The sequence below is a fragment of the Hahella sp. NBU794 genome, from assembly GCF_050749805.1.
Taxonomy (GTDB): domain Bacteria; phylum Pseudomonadota; class Gammaproteobacteria; order Pseudomonadales; family Oleiphilaceae; genus Hahella.
Map to the genome: position 1 here is coordinate 990,001 of NZ_CP192738.1, position 16,888 is coordinate 1,006,888.

General features: G+C 49.5%; 15 protein-coding genes, 2 rRNA genes and 1 pseudogene (1 of these 18 cut by a window edge). 15 read left to right on the top strand and 3 right to left on the bottom strand.

Translation table 11 applies throughout. The features are described from left to right. Together ACQYWX_RS04395 and rrf are read left to right on the top strand one after the other, a co-directional pair. Window positions 1-2,121 (top strand): 23S ribosomal RNA (locus ACQYWX_RS04395) (it extends 770 nt beyond the left edge of the window). 116 nt (window positions 2,122-2,237) lie between these two features. Beyond that, window positions 2,238-2,351: ribosomal RNA gene (gene rrf, locus ACQYWX_RS04400) — 5S ribosomal RNA — on the top strand. 139 nt (window positions 2,352-2,490) lie between these two features. Here rrf and ACQYWX_RS04405 read toward each other — a convergent pair. Continuing rightward, window positions 2,491-2,647: pseudogene (locus ACQYWX_RS04405) on the bottom strand (IS3 family transposase); the annotation flags it as partial. Between the two features lie 96 nt (window positions 2,648-2,743). Here ACQYWX_RS04405 and ACQYWX_RS04410 point away from each other — a divergent pair. Beyond that, window positions 2,744-3,772, top strand: a complete 1,029-nt coding sequence (locus tag ACQYWX_RS04410; protein ID WP_431688012.1) for an IS630 family transposase — start codon at window positions 2,744-2,746, stop codon at window positions 3,770-3,772. 537 nt (window positions 3,773-4,309) lie between these two features. Here ACQYWX_RS04410 and ACQYWX_RS04415 read toward each other — a convergent pair. Both ACQYWX_RS04415 and ACQYWX_RS04420 read right to left on the bottom strand, forming a co-directional pair. Continuing rightward, window positions 4,310-4,432, bottom strand: coding sequence for a transposase (locus ACQYWX_RS04415; protein WP_431688013.1), 123 nt, complete (start codon window positions 4,430-4,432; stop codon window positions 4,310-4,312). Between the two features lie 285 nt (window positions 4,433-4,717). Continuing rightward, a complete protein-coding gene (locus ACQYWX_RS04420; RefSeq protein WP_431688014.1) occupies window positions 4,718-5,752 on the bottom strand; it encodes a PEP-CTERM sorting domain-containing protein in 1,035 nt (344 codons plus the stop codon). A 562-nt stretch (window positions 5,753-6,314) separates the two neighbouring features. Here ACQYWX_RS04420 and ACQYWX_RS04425 point away from each other — a divergent pair. The 12 genes from ACQYWX_RS04425 to ACQYWX_RS04480 all read left to right on the top strand — a co-directional run bounded on the left by ACQYWX_RS04425 (window position 6,315) and on the right by ACQYWX_RS04480 (window position 16,848). After that, window positions 6,315-7,859: a 2-isopropylmalate synthase gene (locus ACQYWX_RS04425; protein ID WP_431688015.1), complete on the top strand. Its 1,545-nt coding sequence runs from the start codon at window positions 6,315-6,317 to the stop codon at window positions 7,857-7,859. Window positions 7,860-7,880: 21 nt separating this feature from the next. Further along, the gene (locus ACQYWX_RS04430) at window positions 7,881-8,657 is read left to right on the top strand and encodes a hypothetical protein (protein ID WP_431688016.1); all 777 of its coding nucleotides are present in this window, start codon (window positions 7,881-7,883) and stop codon (window positions 8,655-8,657) included. 28 nt (window positions 8,658-8,685) lie between these two features. After that, on the top strand, window positions 8,686-9,120 hold the full coding sequence (rimI, locus tag ACQYWX_RS04435) for a ribosomal protein S18-alanine N-acetyltransferase (protein ID WP_431688017.1): 435 nt from the start codon (window positions 8,686-8,688) through the stop codon (window positions 9,118-9,120). Window positions 9,121-9,123: 3 nt separating this feature from the next. Continuing rightward, complete coding sequence (locus ACQYWX_RS04440; protein ID WP_431688018.1) at window positions 9,124-9,783, top strand: energy-coupling factor ABC transporter permease; 660 nt, start codon at window positions 9,124-9,126, stop codon at window positions 9,781-9,783. 66 nt (window positions 9,784-9,849) lie between these two features. Further along, window positions 9,850-11,427, top strand: coding sequence for a peptide chain release factor 3 (gene prfC, locus ACQYWX_RS04445; protein ID WP_279506775.1), 1,578 nt, complete (start codon window positions 9,850-9,852; stop codon window positions 11,425-11,427). An 11-nt stretch (window positions 11,428-11,438) separates the two neighbouring features. Further along, the gene (locus ACQYWX_RS04450; protein WP_431689498.1) at window positions 11,439-12,221 is read left to right on the top strand and encodes a TatD family hydrolase; all 783 of its coding nucleotides are present in this window, start codon (window positions 11,439-11,441) and stop codon (window positions 12,219-12,221) included. Window positions 12,222-12,451: 230 nt separating this feature from the next. Further along, entirely contained in the window at window positions 12,452-12,880 is a 429-nt protein-coding gene (gene rplM / locus ACQYWX_RS04455; RefSeq protein ID WP_011399611.1) for a 50S ribosomal protein L13, read from the top strand. An 11-nt stretch (window positions 12,881-12,891) separates the two neighbouring features. Beyond that, window positions 12,892-13,284, top strand: coding sequence for a 30S ribosomal protein S9 (rpsI, locus tag ACQYWX_RS04460; protein WP_127968618.1), 393 nt, complete (start codon window positions 12,892-12,894; stop codon window positions 13,282-13,284). A 248-nt stretch (window positions 13,285-13,532) separates the two neighbouring features. Next, window positions 13,533-14,114 (top strand): ubiquinol-cytochrome c reductase iron-sulfur subunit, encoded by a 582-nt coding sequence (gene petA / locus ACQYWX_RS04465; RefSeq protein ID WP_279506780.1) that lies wholly within the window; start codon window positions 13,533-13,535, stop codon window positions 14,112-14,114. Continuing rightward, a complete protein-coding gene (locus ACQYWX_RS04470) occupies window positions 14,114-15,346 on the top strand; it encodes a cytochrome b (protein ID WP_431688019.1) in 1,233 nt (410 codons plus the stop codon). Before petA ends, ACQYWX_RS04470 begins: the two co-directional genes overlap by 1 nt. Continuing rightward, window positions 15,346-16,104 (top strand): cytochrome c1, encoded by a 759-nt coding sequence (locus ACQYWX_RS04475; RefSeq protein ID WP_216736729.1) that lies wholly within the window; start codon window positions 15,346-15,348, stop codon window positions 16,102-16,104. Before ACQYWX_RS04470 ends, ACQYWX_RS04475 begins: the two co-directional genes overlap by 1 nt. A gap of 111 nt (window positions 16,105-16,215) precedes the next feature. Next, window positions 16,216-16,848, top strand: coding sequence for a glutathione S-transferase N-terminal domain-containing protein (locus tag ACQYWX_RS04480; RefSeq protein WP_011399606.1), 633 nt, complete (start codon window positions 16,216-16,218; stop codon window positions 16,846-16,848). Window positions 16,849-16,888 lie beyond the last annotated feature (40 nt).

Consider the following 16,888-nt stretch of genomic DNA (forward strand, 5'->3'; position numbering starts at 1 on the left):
AGGCCAATCAAACTCGGAGATAGCTGGTTCTCCCCGAAAGCTATTTAGGTAGCGCCTCGGACGAACACCTACGGGGGTAGAGCACTGTTTGGGCTAGGGGGTCATCTCGACTTACCAACCCCATGCAAACTCCGAATACCGTAGAGTGATATCCGGGAGACACACGGCGGGTGCTAACGTCCGTCGTGAAGAGGGAAACAACCCAGACCGCCAGCTAAGGCCCCCAAGTCCATGTTAAGTGGGAAACGATGTGGGAAGGCAGAGACAGCTAGGAGGTTGGCTTAGAAGCAGCCACCCTTTAAAGAAAGCGTAATAGCTCACTAGTCGAGTCGGCCTGCGCGGAAGATGTAACGGGGCTCAAACATGGCGCCGAAGCTGCGGATTCATCCAATGGATGAGTGGTAGGGGAGCGTTCTGTAAGCTGATGAAGGTGTGTCGAGAGGCATGCTGGAGGTATCAGAAGTGCGAATGCTGACATGAGTAACGATAATGCGGGTGAAAAACCCGCACGCCGGAAGACCAAGGGTTCCTGCGCAACGCTAATCGGCGCAGGGTGAGTCGGCCCCTAAGGCGAGACCGAAAGGTGTAGTCGATGGGAAATCGGTTAAAATTCCGATACTTTGTATTGCTGCGATGGGGGGACGGAGAAGGCTAGGTCAGCCTGGGATTGGTAGTCCAGGTTTAAGCCTGTAGGCAGTGTGTTTAGGCAAATCCGGACACACAATGCTGAGGGGTGATGACGAGCTCTCTTTAAGAGAGTGAAGTGATTGATGCCCAGCTTCCAGGAAAAGCCTCTAAGCTTCAGGCAATACAAAACCGTACCCCAAACCGACACAGGTGGTCAGGTAGAGAATACCAAGGCGCTTGAGAGAACTCGGGTGAAGGAACTAGGCAAAATGGTGCCGTAACTTCGGGAGAAGGCACGCCGTCATGTACGTGAAAGCCCTGCGGCTGGAGCGGAAGGCGGTCGAAGATACCAGGCCCCTGCGACTGTTTATTAAAAACACAGCACTCTGCAAACACGAAAGTGGACGTATAGGGTGTGACGCCTGCCCGGTGCCGGAAGGTTAATTGATGGGGTTAGCGTAAGCGAAGCTCTTGATCGAAGCCCCGGTAAACGGCGGCCGTAACTATAACGGTCCTAAGGTAGCGAAATTCCTTGTCGGGTAAGTTCCGACCTGCACGAATGGCGTAACGATGGGGGCGCTGTCTCCACCCGAGACTCAGTGAAATTGAAATCGCTGTGAAGATGCAGTGTATCCGCGGCTAGACGGAAAGACCCCGTGAACCTTTACTATAGCTTCACAGTGGACTTTGAACCTGCTTGTGTAGGATAGGTGGGAGGCTTTGAAGCGAGGACGCCAGTTCTCGTGGAGCCATCCTTGAAATACCACCCTGGCATGTTTGAGGTTCTAACTCTGACTGGTAATCCCGGTCGAGGACACTGTGTGGTGGGTAGTTTGACTGGGGCGGTCTCCTCCAAAAGAGTAACGGAGGAGCACGAAGGTGCGCTAAGTACGGTCGGACATCGTACGGTTAGTGTAAAGGCAAAAGCGCGCTTAACTGCGAGACAAACACGTCGAGCAGGTACGAAAGTAGGTCTTAGTGATCCGGTGGTTCTGTATGGAAGGGCCATCGCTCAACGGATAAAAGGTACTCCGGGGATAACAGGCTGATACCGCCCAAGAGTTCACATCGACGGCGGTGTTTGGCACCTCGATGTCGGCTCATCACATCCTGGGGCTGAAGCCGGTCCCAAGGGTATGGCTGTTCGCCATTTAAAGTGGTACGCGAGCTGGGTTTAGAACGTCGTGAGACAGTTCGGTCCCTATCTGCCGTGGACGTTGGAGATTTGAGGAGAGTTGCTCCTAGTACGAGAGGACCGGAGTGAACGAACCGCTGGTGTTCGGGTTGTGATGCCAATCGCATTGCCCGGTAGCTACGTTCGGACGGGATAACCGCTGAAAGCATCTAAGCGGGAAGCCCCCTTCAAGATAAGATCTCCCTGAGGACTTGATCCTCCTAAAGGGCCCTTGTAGACCACGAGGTTGATAGGCTGGGTGTGTAAGCGCTGCGAGGCGTTGAGCTAACCAGTACTAATTGCCCGAGAGGCTTGACCATATAACACCGAAGTAATTTACCGGTATTGATTGAGTATAACTGCTTATCCAAGTTAAAGGTCTTCTGACCAAGCGCCAACTAGACAAGCTAGACTAAGACAAAGCTTAACGGTTTTGCCTGATGATCATAGCGGACTGGAACCACCTGATCCCATTCCGAACTCAGAAGTGAAACAGTCCAGCGCCGATGGTAGTGTGGATTACCCATGCAAGAGTAGGTCGTCGTCAGGCTCTTAATACGAAGAACCCGTCCTCGTGACGGGTTTTTTTATGCCTGAAATTTAGAGCCAGGCCCTGCGCCACAGCTATCCCTTCTGCAAACACTCAGTGAAAGTCCCGCGAGGGCGACTCCAGGCCTTCCGGCTGTGGCGTCAGACGGCTCTATTGAGATAGATTCAGGGCTGTTATCGATGTAACTTACTGGGGTTGCCTAGCCATGCCACCGATCTCTTCAGTACTCGAATGATTAGGGGCGCTGGCAGACTCAGGTCAACTTCAATGGTCAGCGTCTCACGATTAAAATCATCACAAAGTTACTAATCCGAAACAAAGTAGGCGAACACAGAAATAGTCTATATTCAAGCATGTCATGGACCCGACTTTAGATAAACAGAGTGGATGCTATGCCCTCAAATGATGGAAGAAAGCTTGATCATAAAACACTAGAAGTCATTCGCATTCGCGCAGTACAGCAAGTCCAGGCAGGAGAAAGCCCGGAGGCAGTTATACGGGCGCTAGGCTTCAGCCGGCCGCGTATTTATGAATGGCTGGCGGCTTATCGGGAAGGCGGCTATGACGCACTTAAAGCGAAACGCCTATATGGCCGTCCCCGCAAATTAAATGGTCGACAGCTACGCCAGATCTATACCTGGGTGGTGGGATATCAGCCACAGCAGTTTAAGTTTGAATATGCATTGTGGACTCGCGGACTGGTGCGGGACCTGATCAAGCGGAAATTTCGGGTTAGCCTGTCTGATGTATCGGTGGGACGACTCCTGAGGGCAATGGGGCTGACGCCGCAGAAGCCGCTTTTTCGCGCTTACCAGCAAGATCCAGATAGGGTTGCTCGCTGGAAACAAGAAGAATACCCACGCATTCGCCAGTTGGCGAAAGCAGCGAACGCGGAGATTCTCTTCGCGGACGAGGCGAGCATTCGTTCGGACTATCACAGCGGAACGACGTGGTCGATCAAAGGGTTGACTCCGGAAGTGAAGACGACAGGGGCGCGCTTTGGGCTTAACCTAATTTCCGCAGTGTCGGCCAGAGGCGAGTTTCATTTCAAGGTGATAGAAGGCAAGCTCAACGCGGAGAGCTTTATCGGATTTTTAGAGGACTTGACGTATAAGTCTGAACGACCAGTCTTTCTAATCGTCGATGGACACCCAGCCCATCAAGCCAGGAAGGTAAAGGAATATCTCGCCACCCAGGAAGGCAGGTTGCAGCTATTCTTCCTGCCGCCTTACTCCCCTGAACTCAATCCAGATGAGTCCGTGTGGAGCTACTTGAAACATCAGCGACTGGGAAAGATGAAGATTGCAGGTCCAGACCAATTAAGAAAGATGGCTTTAAAAATCCTTCGGAGCATGAAAAGAACGCCATCATTGATTCAAAGTTTATTTAGGCATCCAGAACTTAAATATATTATGGCTTAGTGATCGGATACTTATTTACGGGTTAGTAAATGTTCTTAAGTGACGCCCGCATAGTAAACTGTCATTCATGAAGCCCAATGACCAGCACTAGTTAGCCCGTGTTGGTGATGCTAGAGGCTCTGGATGCCGTGTCGGCAGACATTTTTTACCTCGACGACATTTGTTGAGATTAAGCTCTCGGTACACCCGATACATGCTTCAGCGAAGGCCCCAACGCCGAAGAATGGTGAGAGGTTTGCAGAACTTATATGCAGGCTGGCGCTCAACCTCTTCCTGACGCTTGGCAGTCAGCTGATCATTTCGATTGCGGTCAGGTTGGTAACGGTAGACGGAATCGCTGAGGCCAACGGTGCGACAGGCATTTGTAAACTGGCGCCATGCCGCTGTCGCGTATCACGTTGGCTTTACAGCTTTTTTCCACAATATCCGATGCTCCAGACTCAGGTCAGCATGCATGGTTTGTAGTCGGCGACTCTCTTCCTCAATTTCGTTGAGCCGCTTGATATCCTAAGCCTCCATGTCCCTGTATTTTGACTTTCAATTGTAATAGGTGGCGTCAGAAGCTCCATATTCCCAGCAGGCATCATTCACTTGGCGACTGGTTTCCGTTTCCTTCAAAACCTTCACGATCTGATTTTCTATGTATCGAGATTTTTTCATTGGATGTTCTCCGTATTGCGCTAGTGTACGCTGGAGAGCTCTAGAAGAATGTGTTCGATATGCACAAGTGCTAGGTCAAATATCAAGGGCCGGGAGCTCTAAATGCGAGTGGCACTAATTAGGAAAGGTTTACAGAGAGTTTTCTTTGTTGAAGCAGAATGTCGCTGCATTTGGGCAGACTAACTTTGCTGCAAACCAAGTTTTCGAGGAGTGATATATAGTTGAGCTGATTGAACTTTCTAGAAGTAAAAGGGCGTTTCATAACGCCCTTCATAGTGGGAAAAATTAGCTCTTTCTACGGCGGACGAACAAGCCGGCCAGGCCAAGTCCCATCAATGCCAAGCTTGTTGGCTCGGGTACATTTGAGGCTACAACAATGTGGTCTTTTTCTGTGGCGACTCGACCGCCGTCAACAGTCGCGTAGATGTCAAAGTCGTATGTTCCTGGAGTTGTGCCAGTAAATGTGACTTCAAACTCGTATGATGCTGCGCTGTCTCGAGTGAAAGATCCGGTGTAAGCGCCAGGGGATACTGACACCATGCCCGCAGGAGCGCCTGAAATATCCAATGCTACTTCAGTGTATGAGGAGATAGCATTTGAAATTGCTTCATTGATAGTGTCAACCAATGTGCTAGTGTCTATGCCAGCGTGATAGGTGCCGCCAGTAGCGGCTGTGATACGTGAGGCTTGGCCTGTGCCGTCAAGGCAGTAGCCTGTTCTACAGCTAGATGCTACATCGATTGCTTCCACTTGAATGCTAGCAGCCTGAAGCGCGCCCGTAGCGCTGGCTTCTGTCGAACCCAGAGATGGGTCGTGGCCTGTGGCGTCGCCGAACCATAAAAGTATCCGCTCAGCGTCTGGGCGCCATGAAACTGTGCTTGCTACTTGCTCAAGGGCGTAGATATTGGCTTCCGGAAAGTCATAGCCTCCAGATGCGGTCCAGCTATTGATCGCTGCTTGCGTTGCAGAGGTGTCAGAGGTCATATCAGTAAGTGTGCGATACGTGAATGCGTCGCTGATATCTCGGTAACCGCCAACTCCGAAGTTGATGTCCCCAAAGCCAGCTGCAGTGCTTAATATTGAGCTTGCCGCTGCTTTTACGGCTGCTATTTCTCCGCCCATGCTTCCGGTTTCATCCATGAGAAAGAATACGTCAACTTTTGATGTGGTGGCTTCTGCATCAATAGTGACAGTCTTGGTAATGGTTACGCTTTCACCTACTCCTAAAGTTGCGGAGTAGGATGAGGGGGAAATAGAGTCCGCCATTGCCGAAAGTGGCAATAGCGCAGTTAGCGCAAAAGAGCACGCCAATCGTTTCATTGTTATCTCCTGATGTCGATTGTAGTTAGTGAGCTTATGAAAAAATGAAGTGTTTGGAATTGACTCGATGCCCCAATAAGCACAAATCTGGCCACATTTATTGAAATGCTAGTTAAGATAATGACTTACTGTTTATTTTCTTGATGTTTGGTTTTTAAACAGATGTAAATCCATTGGACATGAAAAATGGAAGTATTCTCGGTGAATTTATGACGGGTTATTCTTAAAGGCTTATTTCCATATGGCAGGGGGCGGGTGCTGGACTAGGTCATAATGTTCGGATTTGTTTTTATAAAGCAGACTTTTCAAGATACTCTGCATTTTTAGGTATTTTTTATTCCTATTTATTATAAGGGTGGGGCAATAGGAAACGCTGATAAAGTGTAAAGTCTTTGAACGGTGTGGTGTTTTTTGCCGACAGCGCCTACAAGCATAGATATGGGGTGAGGCTCACAGGCTCATATAAGGGCTCTTATGACATACTAGTAGCCGTGTTTATGTCTGAGCGTATAATATTTTCTGACAGTGGCGGACGCCTTTTAAATGAAGTGGGAGAGTCGCGATGAGCAGCGGACATTTGGTGATATTTGATACAACCTTGCGTGATGGAGAGCAAAGCCCTGGGGCTTCCATGACAAAGAATGAAAAGCTGCGTATCGCCAAGGCGCTGGAAAAAATGAAGGTGGATGTCATAGAAGCAGGCTTCGCTATCGCCAGCCCTGGAGATTTTGAGGCGGTTAAAGCGATAGCAGAGTCTGTCAGTGAATCCACCGTATGCAGTTTGGCGAGAGCGTTGGATAAAGATATAGATCGTGCGGCTGAGGCTTTAAAGCCAGCTAAATTGGCTCGTATTCATACGTTCATCGCCACCTCCCCAATCCATATGAAATACAAATTGCAGATGCAGCCTGATCAAGTCGTGGAACAGGCTATCAGGGCGGTTAAACGCGCCAGGATGTACACAGACGATGTTGAGTTCTCTTGCGAGGATGCGGGGCGCTCAGAGATAGATTTTCTCTGTAGAATCATAGAGGCGGCAATAGCCGCTGGTGCGAGAACAATTAATATCCCTGACACGGTAGGCTATGCGATTCCGCAGCAGTTTGGCGAAACAATTCAAATTCTATTGGAGAGGGTGCCAAATGCTGATAAAGCAATATTCTCTGTGCACTGCCACAATGACTTGGGGCTGGCCGTAGCGAACTCCTTGGCGGCGGTGATGAACGGCGCTCGTCAGGTGGAATGTACTATCAACGGTCTGGGAGAGAGGGCTGGAAACGCGGCGCTTGAAGAGATCGTTATGGCGGTGAGAACACGAAAAGACCTGTTTGCTGTTGAAACCCGTTTGGATACGCAATTTATCGTGCCGACTTCTCGCTTAGTTTCGACAATTACAGGGTTTCCTGTGCAACCCAATAAGGCGATAGTCGGCGCCAATGCGTTCGCGCACGAGTCTGGCATCCATCAGGATGGCGTGCTTAAGCATAGGGAAACTTATGAGATCATGCAGGCGCAGGATGTAGGTTGGCGCACGAACAGTCTGGTGTTGGGCAAGCACTCTGGTCGTAATGCTTTTCGCACCAGGCTGCATGAGCTTGGCTATGAATTTGACTCAGAAACTGCACTTAACGAAGCTTTTGCTCGCTTCAAAGATTTAGCGGATAAGAAGCACGAAATTTTCGATGAAGATTTGCAGGCTTTGGTTAGTGCTGTAGAGCTATCAGAAGATGACGAAATTTATAAATTGGTCTGTATGTCTGTTTGCAGTGAAACAGGCGTCACGCCTATTTCGAAAGTTACCTTGATGATAAATGGTGAAGAGCGAACAGCTTCTGCGGAAGGGGGCGGGCCTGTTGATGCAACTTATCGGGCGATAGAAGAAATCGCCTCTTCTGGTGTGAACTTGCAGCTATATTCGGTTAATAACATAACCAGCGGGACCGACTCACAAGGGGAGGTGACTGTTCGTTTGGAGCGTGGTGGCAGGATTGTAAATGGCGTTGGCGCGGATACTGATATTGTGATTGCTTCAGCAAAAGCTTATATAAATGCCTTAAACCTAATCTCTTCAGATAAGAGGAAGCAACATCCGCAGAGTGAAGTGTGATTCTTTTCTGCGCATAAAATTATGAATTTTTTGTACGAGAACGACAGACAGACATATTTGACCGAAATGGGAATTGCGGTGTGGTATGCGCGCAGCCCATTGCCGAATGCTGCGCCTTCCAACTTGTTTGAATTCGATGAGGCATCAGAGGAGCTAGATAACCGGGATGTAGAGCGACGCGCGAATAAGATCAGCCCGCCCAAAACGCCATCATTAAAAAGCGCTCAGCAGGCAGCCGCTCTTCGCCAAACGATGTCTGCTATCGCTCAGCCTGAGCCAGCTAAACAGAAGAAGGTCCAGGAACAGGATAAGAAAGACGCTTCTCCAACACCTGTATTGGTAAAGTCGTCCCCTGCAACCATCGATAAGCTACGTGCGATGAGTATAAAGGCTGGCGATATTTGTATGGTGGCGCTGTCTAAGGGGGAAGTGGATATTACTCCTGAGTCGCCCAGCGGCCAGCTTCTTGCCAATATTGCGTTAGCGGTTGGCCTGGGGGAGGAGTGGAAAGATGCATATAGCCTTTTTGCCTGGCCGCCATTTGAGCGTAAAGGGTTGCCGATGCAAGACGACGCGATGCTGGCTAGAATTCTGGCGCGTTGGTCAGCCCCCGGTGGAATGAAACATTGCATTCTATTCTGTGATGCGGGCATCGCAGGGACTTTGGGCGGTTTAGACCCTGTGTGGAAGGGCGACAGGCTCCTACAATTGCCGTCTCTAGACGAGATGCTTCATAACCCCTCTATCAAAAAACTCGTGTGGCGCAAGCTTCGTCAATATCTCTACTCCAATGACTGATCCAAAACCTAATCTCGCTTTCAGGTTAATGACCGAAGCAGACTTATCCCTAGTCTTAAATAATGAGCGAGGGGCTTATTCCCATCCTTGGACTGAAGGCGTTTTTAAAGAGTGCCTTGCGGGAGCTTCCGAATGTTGGGTCGCCGTATATAACGACGAGGTAGTCGGACACGCGGTGACCTCCATGATTATAGATGAGGCGCACTTGCTTAATCTATGTGTCGCGCGAGCGTTACAAGGGAACGGCATGGGGTTGTCCTTCATGGCGTTTTTGCTGGAGCGCTTTCGTGCGCAAAATATGGTGGAGCTATTTTTAGAGGTGCGCGCCAGCAACACCGCAGCCGTGCAGTTGTACAGAAAATTGGGCTTTAATGACATTGGTTATCGAAAGGCCTATTACCCGGCATCCGACGGTCGCGAAGACGCCATCGTGATGTCGATGAAGCTGGGGCGCGAAGAGTAAGTCGTGGAATATGTTCGCGCTGATTCGCTGCCTTTAGCTGTAGAGCTGGGACTGTGGGGAGCGATACTTGTCTGTATTGCTCTGCTGTGGGTTAGGCGCTGTCATGTTTATCTGCGGCGAGATAATAAGCTGCAGCATATTTTCTGGGGTTGCGCGTTGGCCCTGGGGCTGTTTTGGCGTCTCAGAATTGATGTCGATTTTGGCGTTTCTCTTCATTTTCTCCTTCTAAGTGCATTGACCTTGATCCTGGATTGGGAGTTGGCGATATTTGCCGGCTTTATCGGGCTATTGCTTCTTGCGCTTCAGGGCGCAACGCCTTGGCTATTGCTCCCTTTGAATTTTCTAGGGGTGGTGCTGATCCCTGTTATTGTGACCAAATGGGTGGTGGACAGGGAAAAGAAGTCTGGCGGAAGGTTATTTTTTGCTTACCCTTTAGTGAACGGCTTCTTGGGTGGAGGGCTGTCGATAGTCGCCAGTATCCTGTTTGGAATGACTGTCTGCTGGCTAGTAGATGGGGAGTGGAGTCAGGATCACTCTTTAATGTTCGCTTACCTCCCTTTGATTGCCTTGCCTGAAGGCGTAATTAATGGGATGTTGGCGACAGGTATGATGGTTTATTTCCCGGACGTGCTTAGAACCTTTGATTCCAGTCGCTATCAATAGCTTTTGACACTCTGTTTGCGGCGCTATAATGTTCGCCCTCAATTCGCCAGATGTTCAAGGTTTGTCATGGGACTTCGTGAAGAAATCAAACGCCGCCGTACATTCGCCATTATCTCTCACCCTGATGCGGGTAAAACCACTATTACTGAGAAAGTACTCTTGCATGGCGGTGCGCTGCAGAAAGCCGGTACAGTAAAAGGTAAAAAGTCCGGTCAATTTGCGAAATCCGACTGGATGGAAATGGAAAAAGAACGGGGCATCTCCGTAACCACTTCCGTTATGCAGTTTCCTTATGACGACTCTCTGGTAAACCTGCTTGATACCCCGGGTCACGAAGACTTCTCTGAAGACACCTATCGTACTTTAACTGCGGTTGACTCATGCTTGATGGTTATAGACAGCGCAAAAGGCGTTGAGGAGCGCACCATCAAACTTATGGAAGTGACGCGGCTGCGCGATACGCCAATCATTACTTTCATGAATAAGCTCGACCGAGATATTCGAGACCCAATGGAATTGCTGGATGAGGTCGAGGACGTACTGAAAATTAAGTGCGCCCCTATTTCTTGGCCTATTGGAATGGGCAAAGGCTTCAGAGGTGTATATCACCTTCTTCGGGATGAGGTCATTTTATACCAGACTGGTAAGGGGCATACTCTCCAGGATGGTCGCACGATTAAGGGTCTGGATAACCCTGAATTGGATCAGGTGCTTGGCTCGGACGCAGAGAACTTGCGCGGTGAAATCGAATTACTGCAAGGCGCTTCTCATGAGTTTGATCATCAGGCCTTTTTGGCAGGCGAGTTGACTCCAGTATTTTTTGGTACTGCGCTAGGTAACTTTGGCGTTGATCATATGCTTGATGGCTTGGTTGCGTGGGCCCCTTCCCCCCAGCCCAGAGAGACTGATAAGCGCGTTGTTGAAGCGGAAGACGAGAAGTTTTCTGGCTTTGTATTCAAGATACAGGCGAATATGGACCCGCTTCATCGTGACCGTATTGCTTTCTTGAGAGTCTGCTCAGGACGCTACGAACAGGGGATGAAAATAAAGCATGTGCGACTGGGCAAGGATGTTCGTATTGCTGATGCGCTGACATTCATGGCGGGAGATCGAACTCGGGCGGAAGAGGCATTCGCGGGCGACATTATTGGTTTGCACAATCACGGCACTATCCAGATTGGCGATACGTTTAGCGAAGGGGAGGAGTTTAAGTTTAGCGGTATTCCTAACTTCGCCCCTGAACTATTTCGCCGTATTCGCCTGAAGGACCCTTTGAAGTCCAAACAATTGCAAAAAGGTCTGATTCAGTTGTCTGAAGAGGGCGCTGTGCAGGTATTCAGACCGCTCAATAACAACGACTTGATTGTTGGAGCGGTGGGAATGTTGCAGTTTGACGTGGTAGTTCATCGTCTCAAATCTGAGTACAAAGTGGACGCGGTGTATGAGCCGGTAAACGTCGCCACTGCGCGTTGGGTTGAGGCGAAAGATGTGAAAAAGCTAGAGGAGTTTAAGCGGAAAGTGTCCGAAAACTTATCTCTGGATGGGGGCGACAGTCTGACCTATCTGGCCCCGACGAATGTCAACTTGCAGCTGGCGATGGAGCGTTATCCAGATGTTCAGTTCAGGAAGACAAGGGAACATTAAGGGCATTGGCGATGGCGGTTTACATTGACAGCCATTGCCACTTTGACTTTCCCGACTTTGATGACGATAGAGAAGAGGTTCTGCGCAAAGCTCGGGAGTTGGGTGTAAAGCGCATTATTGCGCCCTCGGTAGGCGTCCAAAATTGGGCGCGCATATCTCAGATGGCTGCGCATTATGACGAGCTCAATTTTGCGCTGGGTATTCATCCTTTATACCTGCACGAGCATTCCGTGTTTCATCTGGACGAACTGGCTGAGAGGTTGCGTACTCAACGTGCGGATATTTCAGCGGTCGGGGAGTGCGGGCTTGACGCAACAGTAGGCATCGACTTTGACGTGCAGCGGTTTTTTTTGCGCGAACAGCTGAGGATGGCTAAAGCGAGTGATCTTTCCGTCATTCTTCACTCAAGAAAGACCCATAGCCAGCTTGCCAGGCTGGTCAAGGAATCTGGCGTTAAGAGTGGGGTGGTGCACGCCTTTTCGGGAAGCTACGAAGAGGGGATGCAGTTTGTGAAACTGGGGCTCAAATTAGGGGTTGGCGGCGTTATCACCTATGACCGAGCCCAGAAAACCAGAAAAGCGATCTCCAGGTTTCCATTGGAGTCTCTGCTGTTGGAGACCGATGCCCCTGATATGCCTTTATGTGGCCGGCAAGGGCGGCGTAATTCTCCTGAGCTTATTCCTCAAATATTTGATGCGTTGTGCGCTATGAGAGAAGAAGCCCCAGAACAGATATCCGATATTGTTCTGCAAAACACAATCGAGACATTCGGCCTGCCAAATCTTGATGTGTGACCTTGGCGTTGCGCTACCGTGTAATTAATTGGATTTAGAGTAGCAATTGAACAGGAAGTGCCATATAATCCTGCGCCCGGATTTGCAATATAGTAAGGAACTTTGGCGAAGCCCCGAAGCCCAAGTTCCGAAAAGTCAGAACGTCGTTGTAAATTTCCTCGAAGGAAAGGATCAGCGTGCGTTTTATTTGGATTAATCAGCCGAGAATTTAAGAGTAAGGCGGGATTTAAATGAAAACGATCAGCGCTAAGCCAGAAACCGTAAAGCGTGACTGGTATGTTATAGACGCGACCGACAAGACGCTTGGACGTCTTTCTACTGAAATCGCCCGTCGCTTGAGGGGCAAGCACAAAGCGGAATATACCCCTCATGTGGACACTGGGGATTACATCGTTGTAGTAAACGCAGAAAAAGTGCGTGTTACTGGCAACAAAGCACAAGACAAAATGTACTATCGCCACACAGGCTATCCTGGCGGCTTGAAAGAAATGTCTTTCGATAAGCTGATTCAACATGCTCCAGAGCGTGTTATCGAAACAGCTGTTAAAGGCATGATGCCGCGCAATCCTTTAGGTCGTGCGATGCTGAAAAAGCTCAAGGTATACGCTTCGGCTGAACACCCGCATACCGCTCAGCAACCGATTGAACTGAAAATTTAAGGAAGGTGGATATGTCTGTTACTCAATACTACGGTACCGGTCGTCGTAAAACTTCGACTGCTCGCGTCTTCCTGAGACCCGGTAGCGGAAAAATCACTGTGAACCAGACTGATCTGGATTCTTACTTTGGTCGCGAAACCGCTCGCATGGTTGTGCGTCAGCCTTTAGAGCTGTTGGAGGCTATCGGCAACTTTGACGTTTTTGTTACCGTTAAAGGCGGCGGCCCTTCTGGTCAAGCGGGCGCAATTCGTCACGGTATTACTCGTGCGCTGATTCAATATGATGAAGCGAATCGCTCTCCGCTGCGTAAAGCCGGTTACGTTACTCGCGATGCTCGTGAGGTTGAGCGTAAGAAAGTCGGTCTGCGTAAAGCGCGTAAGCGTCCGCAATTCTCCAAGCGTTAATCGATACGCTAAAAATAAAAAGCCCGGTAATCCGGGCTTTTTTGTTTCCGCTGAGCATAAGCGAAAACCGTCCGACGGATATTTAACTTGGGTCAATATTGTTGAGACAACGCCATGCCACGCGCGCGTCGTCCTTGTATCGATAAGGCATTTTAATTAGTATGTCAGCCGGATTTTACGCCTGAAGAAATAAGAGCATAATGGCCTGATTTTGGCCTCAAATTGCTGCCTGATGGGAGAAACCTAGTATGACGAAAGACGACGTGAACAAGAGCCGCCGTCGTTTTCTGGTGGGAGCAACCTCGGTCGTTGGGGGTATCGGCGCCATTGGCGCAGCGGTGCCTTTTGTCGCTTCCTGGAACCCAAGCGCTAAAGCGAAAGCCGCTGGTGCGCCTGTTAAGGTTAATATCAGTAAACTTGAACCCGGTCAACAAATGACGGTTGAATGGCGGGGCAAGCCTGTCTGGGTAGTGCGCAGAACGCCAGAAATGCTGAAAGGGCTGGATTCGATTGCGGACGATTTGCAGGACCCGCAATCTGAAAAGCCGCAACAACCCGCTTACGCTCAAAACGCCCACCGCTCAATCAAAGATGAATACGTCATACTCGTAGGAATCTGCACTCACTTGGGTTGCTCTCCGAAATTCATGCCGGAAGTTATTCCTGATGAAACTGTTGGTGGTTTTTACTGTCCTTGTCACGGCAGCAAGTTTGACTTGGCTGGAAGGGTCTTCAAAGGCGTACCTGCTCCCAAGAATCTTGAAGTGCCTCCCCACATGTATGTTGACGACGTGAACCTCATCGTAGGTGATGACAAGGAGAACGCATAATGCAGAAGCTTATCCAGTGGATCGACGATCGTCTGCCTGTCGTCGATGCCTTCGAAAAGCACATGAGCAAGTACTATGCGCCTAAAAACTTTAACGTATGGTATTTCTTCGGTTCGTTGTCTTTAGTTGTACTTGTTAACCAGCTGCTTACAGGTATTTGGTTGACCATGAGTTACAACCCGACTGCTGAAGGGGCGTTCGCTTCAGTAGAATACATTATGCGTGATGTGGAGTTCGGGTGGCTCATTCGATTGATGCACTCAACCGGCGCATCAGCATTCTTTGTCGTTGTCTACCTGCATATGTTCCGCGGGCTCATGTATGGCTCATATAAAAAGCCTCGTGAGCTGGTTTGGATTTTTGGTATGACAATTTATCTGTGTTTGATGGCTGAGGCTTTCCTTGGCTATTTGTTGCCTTGGGGGCAGATGTCATACTGGGGTGCGCAGGTAATCGTTTCTCTGTTTGGCGCGATACCCTATGTGGGTGAAGATCTGGCTCAGTGGATCAGGGGCGACTACCTGATTTCGGGTATTACTCTTAACCGATTCTTTGCTCTGCACGTTATCGCTTTGCCAATCGTACTGCTTGGTTTGGTTGTTCTGCATATTCTTGCTCTCCATGAGGTCGGCTCTAACAATCCTGATGGCGTTGAGATCAAGAAGAACAAAGATGAGAATGGTATTCCGAAAGACGGTATTCCCTTCCATCCATACTACACGGTGCATGACATCGTGGCCTTGGTTGTCTTCCTCTTTGTATTCTGTGTGGTAGTGTTCTACTTCCCTGAAATGAATGGGTATTTCCTGGAGAAGCCGAACTTTGAGCCGGCCAACCCCCTGAAGACTCCTGAACACATTGCTCCTGTTTGGTATTTCACGCCTTTCTACGCCATGTTGCGGGCAATTACTTATCCGTTGTTTGGGGTTGATGCGAAGTTCTGGGGTGTGGTTGTCATGGGTGCCGCGATTGCGATTCTCTTCGTGTTGCCGTGGCTGGATCGTAGCCCTGTTAAATCTATTCGTTACAAAGGTGTGATGAGTAAGGTCGCGCTGTTGATATTTGCGGTGAGCTTCGTGATTCTGGGCGTTTGCGGCGCACTGCCCGCTAATGAGCAACCCAGCTGGATGGCGCCTCTGTTTACAGGCTTGTATTTCGCTTACTTCCTATTGATGCCTTGGTATACCAGAGCTGAAAAGACTAAACCTGTACCAGAGAGGGTGACTCACTAATGAAAAGCATACTGAAAGTTCTGCTTCTCTCGTGCGTGACGTCTCTTGCTTACGCATCCGGCGGCGGAGATGTTCACTTAGACCATGTGGATGTTGATATTCGTGATAAGCCTTCCATGCAAAGAGGGGCTGCGATGTTTACCAACTACTGCATGGGCTGCCACTCTTTAAAATACTCTCGTTATGAGCGTGTGGCGGACGATATTGGTATTCCACACAATCTTTACGAGGAGAATCTGATCTTCGGCGATGCGAAGATTGGACAGCTGATGGATATCGCTATGGCTCCTTCTATGGCGAAAGGCTGGTTTGGCGCTGCGCCTCCTGACCTGACATTGATCTCCAGATTGCGCGGACCAAATTGGTTGTATAGCTACCTGCGAGGCTTCTATAAAGATGAGTCTCGTCCATGGGGGGTCAACAACGTTGTGTTTAAAGACGTTGGTATGCCCCATGTCCTGGTCGGTCTGCAGGGCTTGTGCGCTGAAAAGCCGGAACTGGGCAGTAAAGCGGGTATAGATCCTCTAAGTGGTGTAGTAGTTGGTGCGCCAGGTTGTAAGTCATTTGCTACAACGGGCAGCATGGAGCCGCAAGAGTATGATGCTGCGATTCGCGACATGGTCAACTTCCTGGCCTATGTGGGTGAGCCCTCAAGGCTGGAAAGTGAAGACATCGCTCCGTTTGTATTGTTGTTCCTGGTGATTCTGTTCGTTCCTGCATACCTCCTCAACAGAGAATATTGGAAAGACGTTCACTAGTCTTTTCGTGTATAATGTTCGACCTTGGATAAAAGCTCCAGCATCGGGTTGCCCCGGTGCTGGAATTTTTCTTTCTGAATAATCTGAGTTACAAGCGACCGAGGTAATTCTATGGGAGTCGTGACCAAACGGTCATCAATGACATTTTTTTCTGATCCGCAGAGCCACTACAGTCATAGAGTCCGTATTGTTTTGGCTGAGAAAGGTGTGGCGGTAGATATCATCGATGTTGATCCTGATGATAAGCCTGCGGAGATTGCCGACCTAAATCCTTATAACACGCTGCCAACCCTGGTGGATCGTGAGCTGTCGCTGTACGAACCAAACATCATGATGGAGTATCTGGATGAGCGTTTTCCTCATCCGCCGCTTTTGCCGGTTTATCCGGTTGCGCGGGCGCAGAGCCGTTTGTTGATGTATCGAATCCAAAAGGATTGGTGCAGTCTGGCGGATATCGTTCTGCAAGGTAAATCTGATACAGCAGAGGTTGAAGAGGCGCGCAAACAGCTTCGTGAAAGTTTGATAGCCGCCGCCCCGATCTTTTCGGAGAAGCCGTATTTCATGAGCGAAGAGTTTACAATTGTAGACTGCTGCGTCGCTCCACTGTTGTGGCGTCTGAAGCTCATGAAGATTGAGCTTCCTGAAAAGCCGGCTAAACCGCTGATCAAGTATATGGACCGCCTGTTCTCCCGTGAGTCCTTCAAAGCTAGCCTGTCCGATATCGAACAGGAAATGTTTAGCTGATACTTCTAACTGAAGGGGTCTATGCAGGGCCCCTAAAGCT

Coding starts and splice junctions, on each gene's coding strand:
- ACQYWX_RS04410 (WP_431688012.1), top strand. CDS start 2,744: ATGCCCTCAAATGATGGAAGAAAGCTTGATCATAAAACACTAGAAGTC.
- ACQYWX_RS04415 (WP_431688013.1), bottom strand. CDS start 4,432: ATGAAAAAATCTCGATACATAGAAAATCAGATCGTGAAGGTTTTGAAG.
- ACQYWX_RS04420 (WP_431688014.1), bottom strand. CDS start 5,752: ATGAAACGATTGGCGTGCTCTTTTGCGCTAACTGCGCTATTGCCACTT.
- ACQYWX_RS04425 (WP_431688015.1), top strand. CDS start 6,315: ATGAGCAGCGGACATTTGGTGATATTTGATACAACCTTGCGTGATGGA.
- ACQYWX_RS04430 (WP_431688016.1), top strand. CDS start 7,881: ATGAATTTTTTGTACGAGAACGACAGACAGACATATTTGACCGAAATG.
- rimI (WP_431688017.1), top strand. CDS start 8,686: ATGACCGAAGCAGACTTATCCCTAGTCTTAAATAATGAGCGAGGGGCT.
- prfC (WP_279506775.1), top strand. CDS start 9,850: ATGGGACTTCGTGAAGAAATCAAACGCCGCCGTACATTCGCCATTATC.
- ACQYWX_RS04450 (WP_431689498.1), top strand. CDS start 11,439: ATGGCGGTTTACATTGACAGCCATTGCCACTTTGACTTTCCCGACTTT.
- rplM (WP_011399611.1), top strand. CDS start 12,452: ATGAAAACGATCAGCGCTAAGCCAGAAACCGTAAAGCGTGACTGGTAT.
- rpsI (WP_127968618.1), top strand. CDS start 12,892: ATGTCTGTTACTCAATACTACGGTACCGGTCGTCGTAAAACTTCGACT.
- petA (WP_279506780.1), top strand. CDS start 13,533: ATGACGAAAGACGACGTGAACAAGAGCCGCCGTCGTTTTCTGGTGGGA.
- ACQYWX_RS04470 (WP_431688019.1), top strand. CDS start 14,114: ATGCAGAAGCTTATCCAGTGGATCGACGATCGTCTGCCTGTCGTCGAT.
- ACQYWX_RS04475 (WP_216736729.1), top strand. CDS start 15,346: ATGAAAAGCATACTGAAAGTTCTGCTTCTCTCGTGCGTGACGTCTCTT.
- ACQYWX_RS04480 (WP_011399606.1), top strand. CDS start 16,216: ATGGGAGTCGTGACCAAACGGTCATCAATGACATTTTTTTCTGATCCG.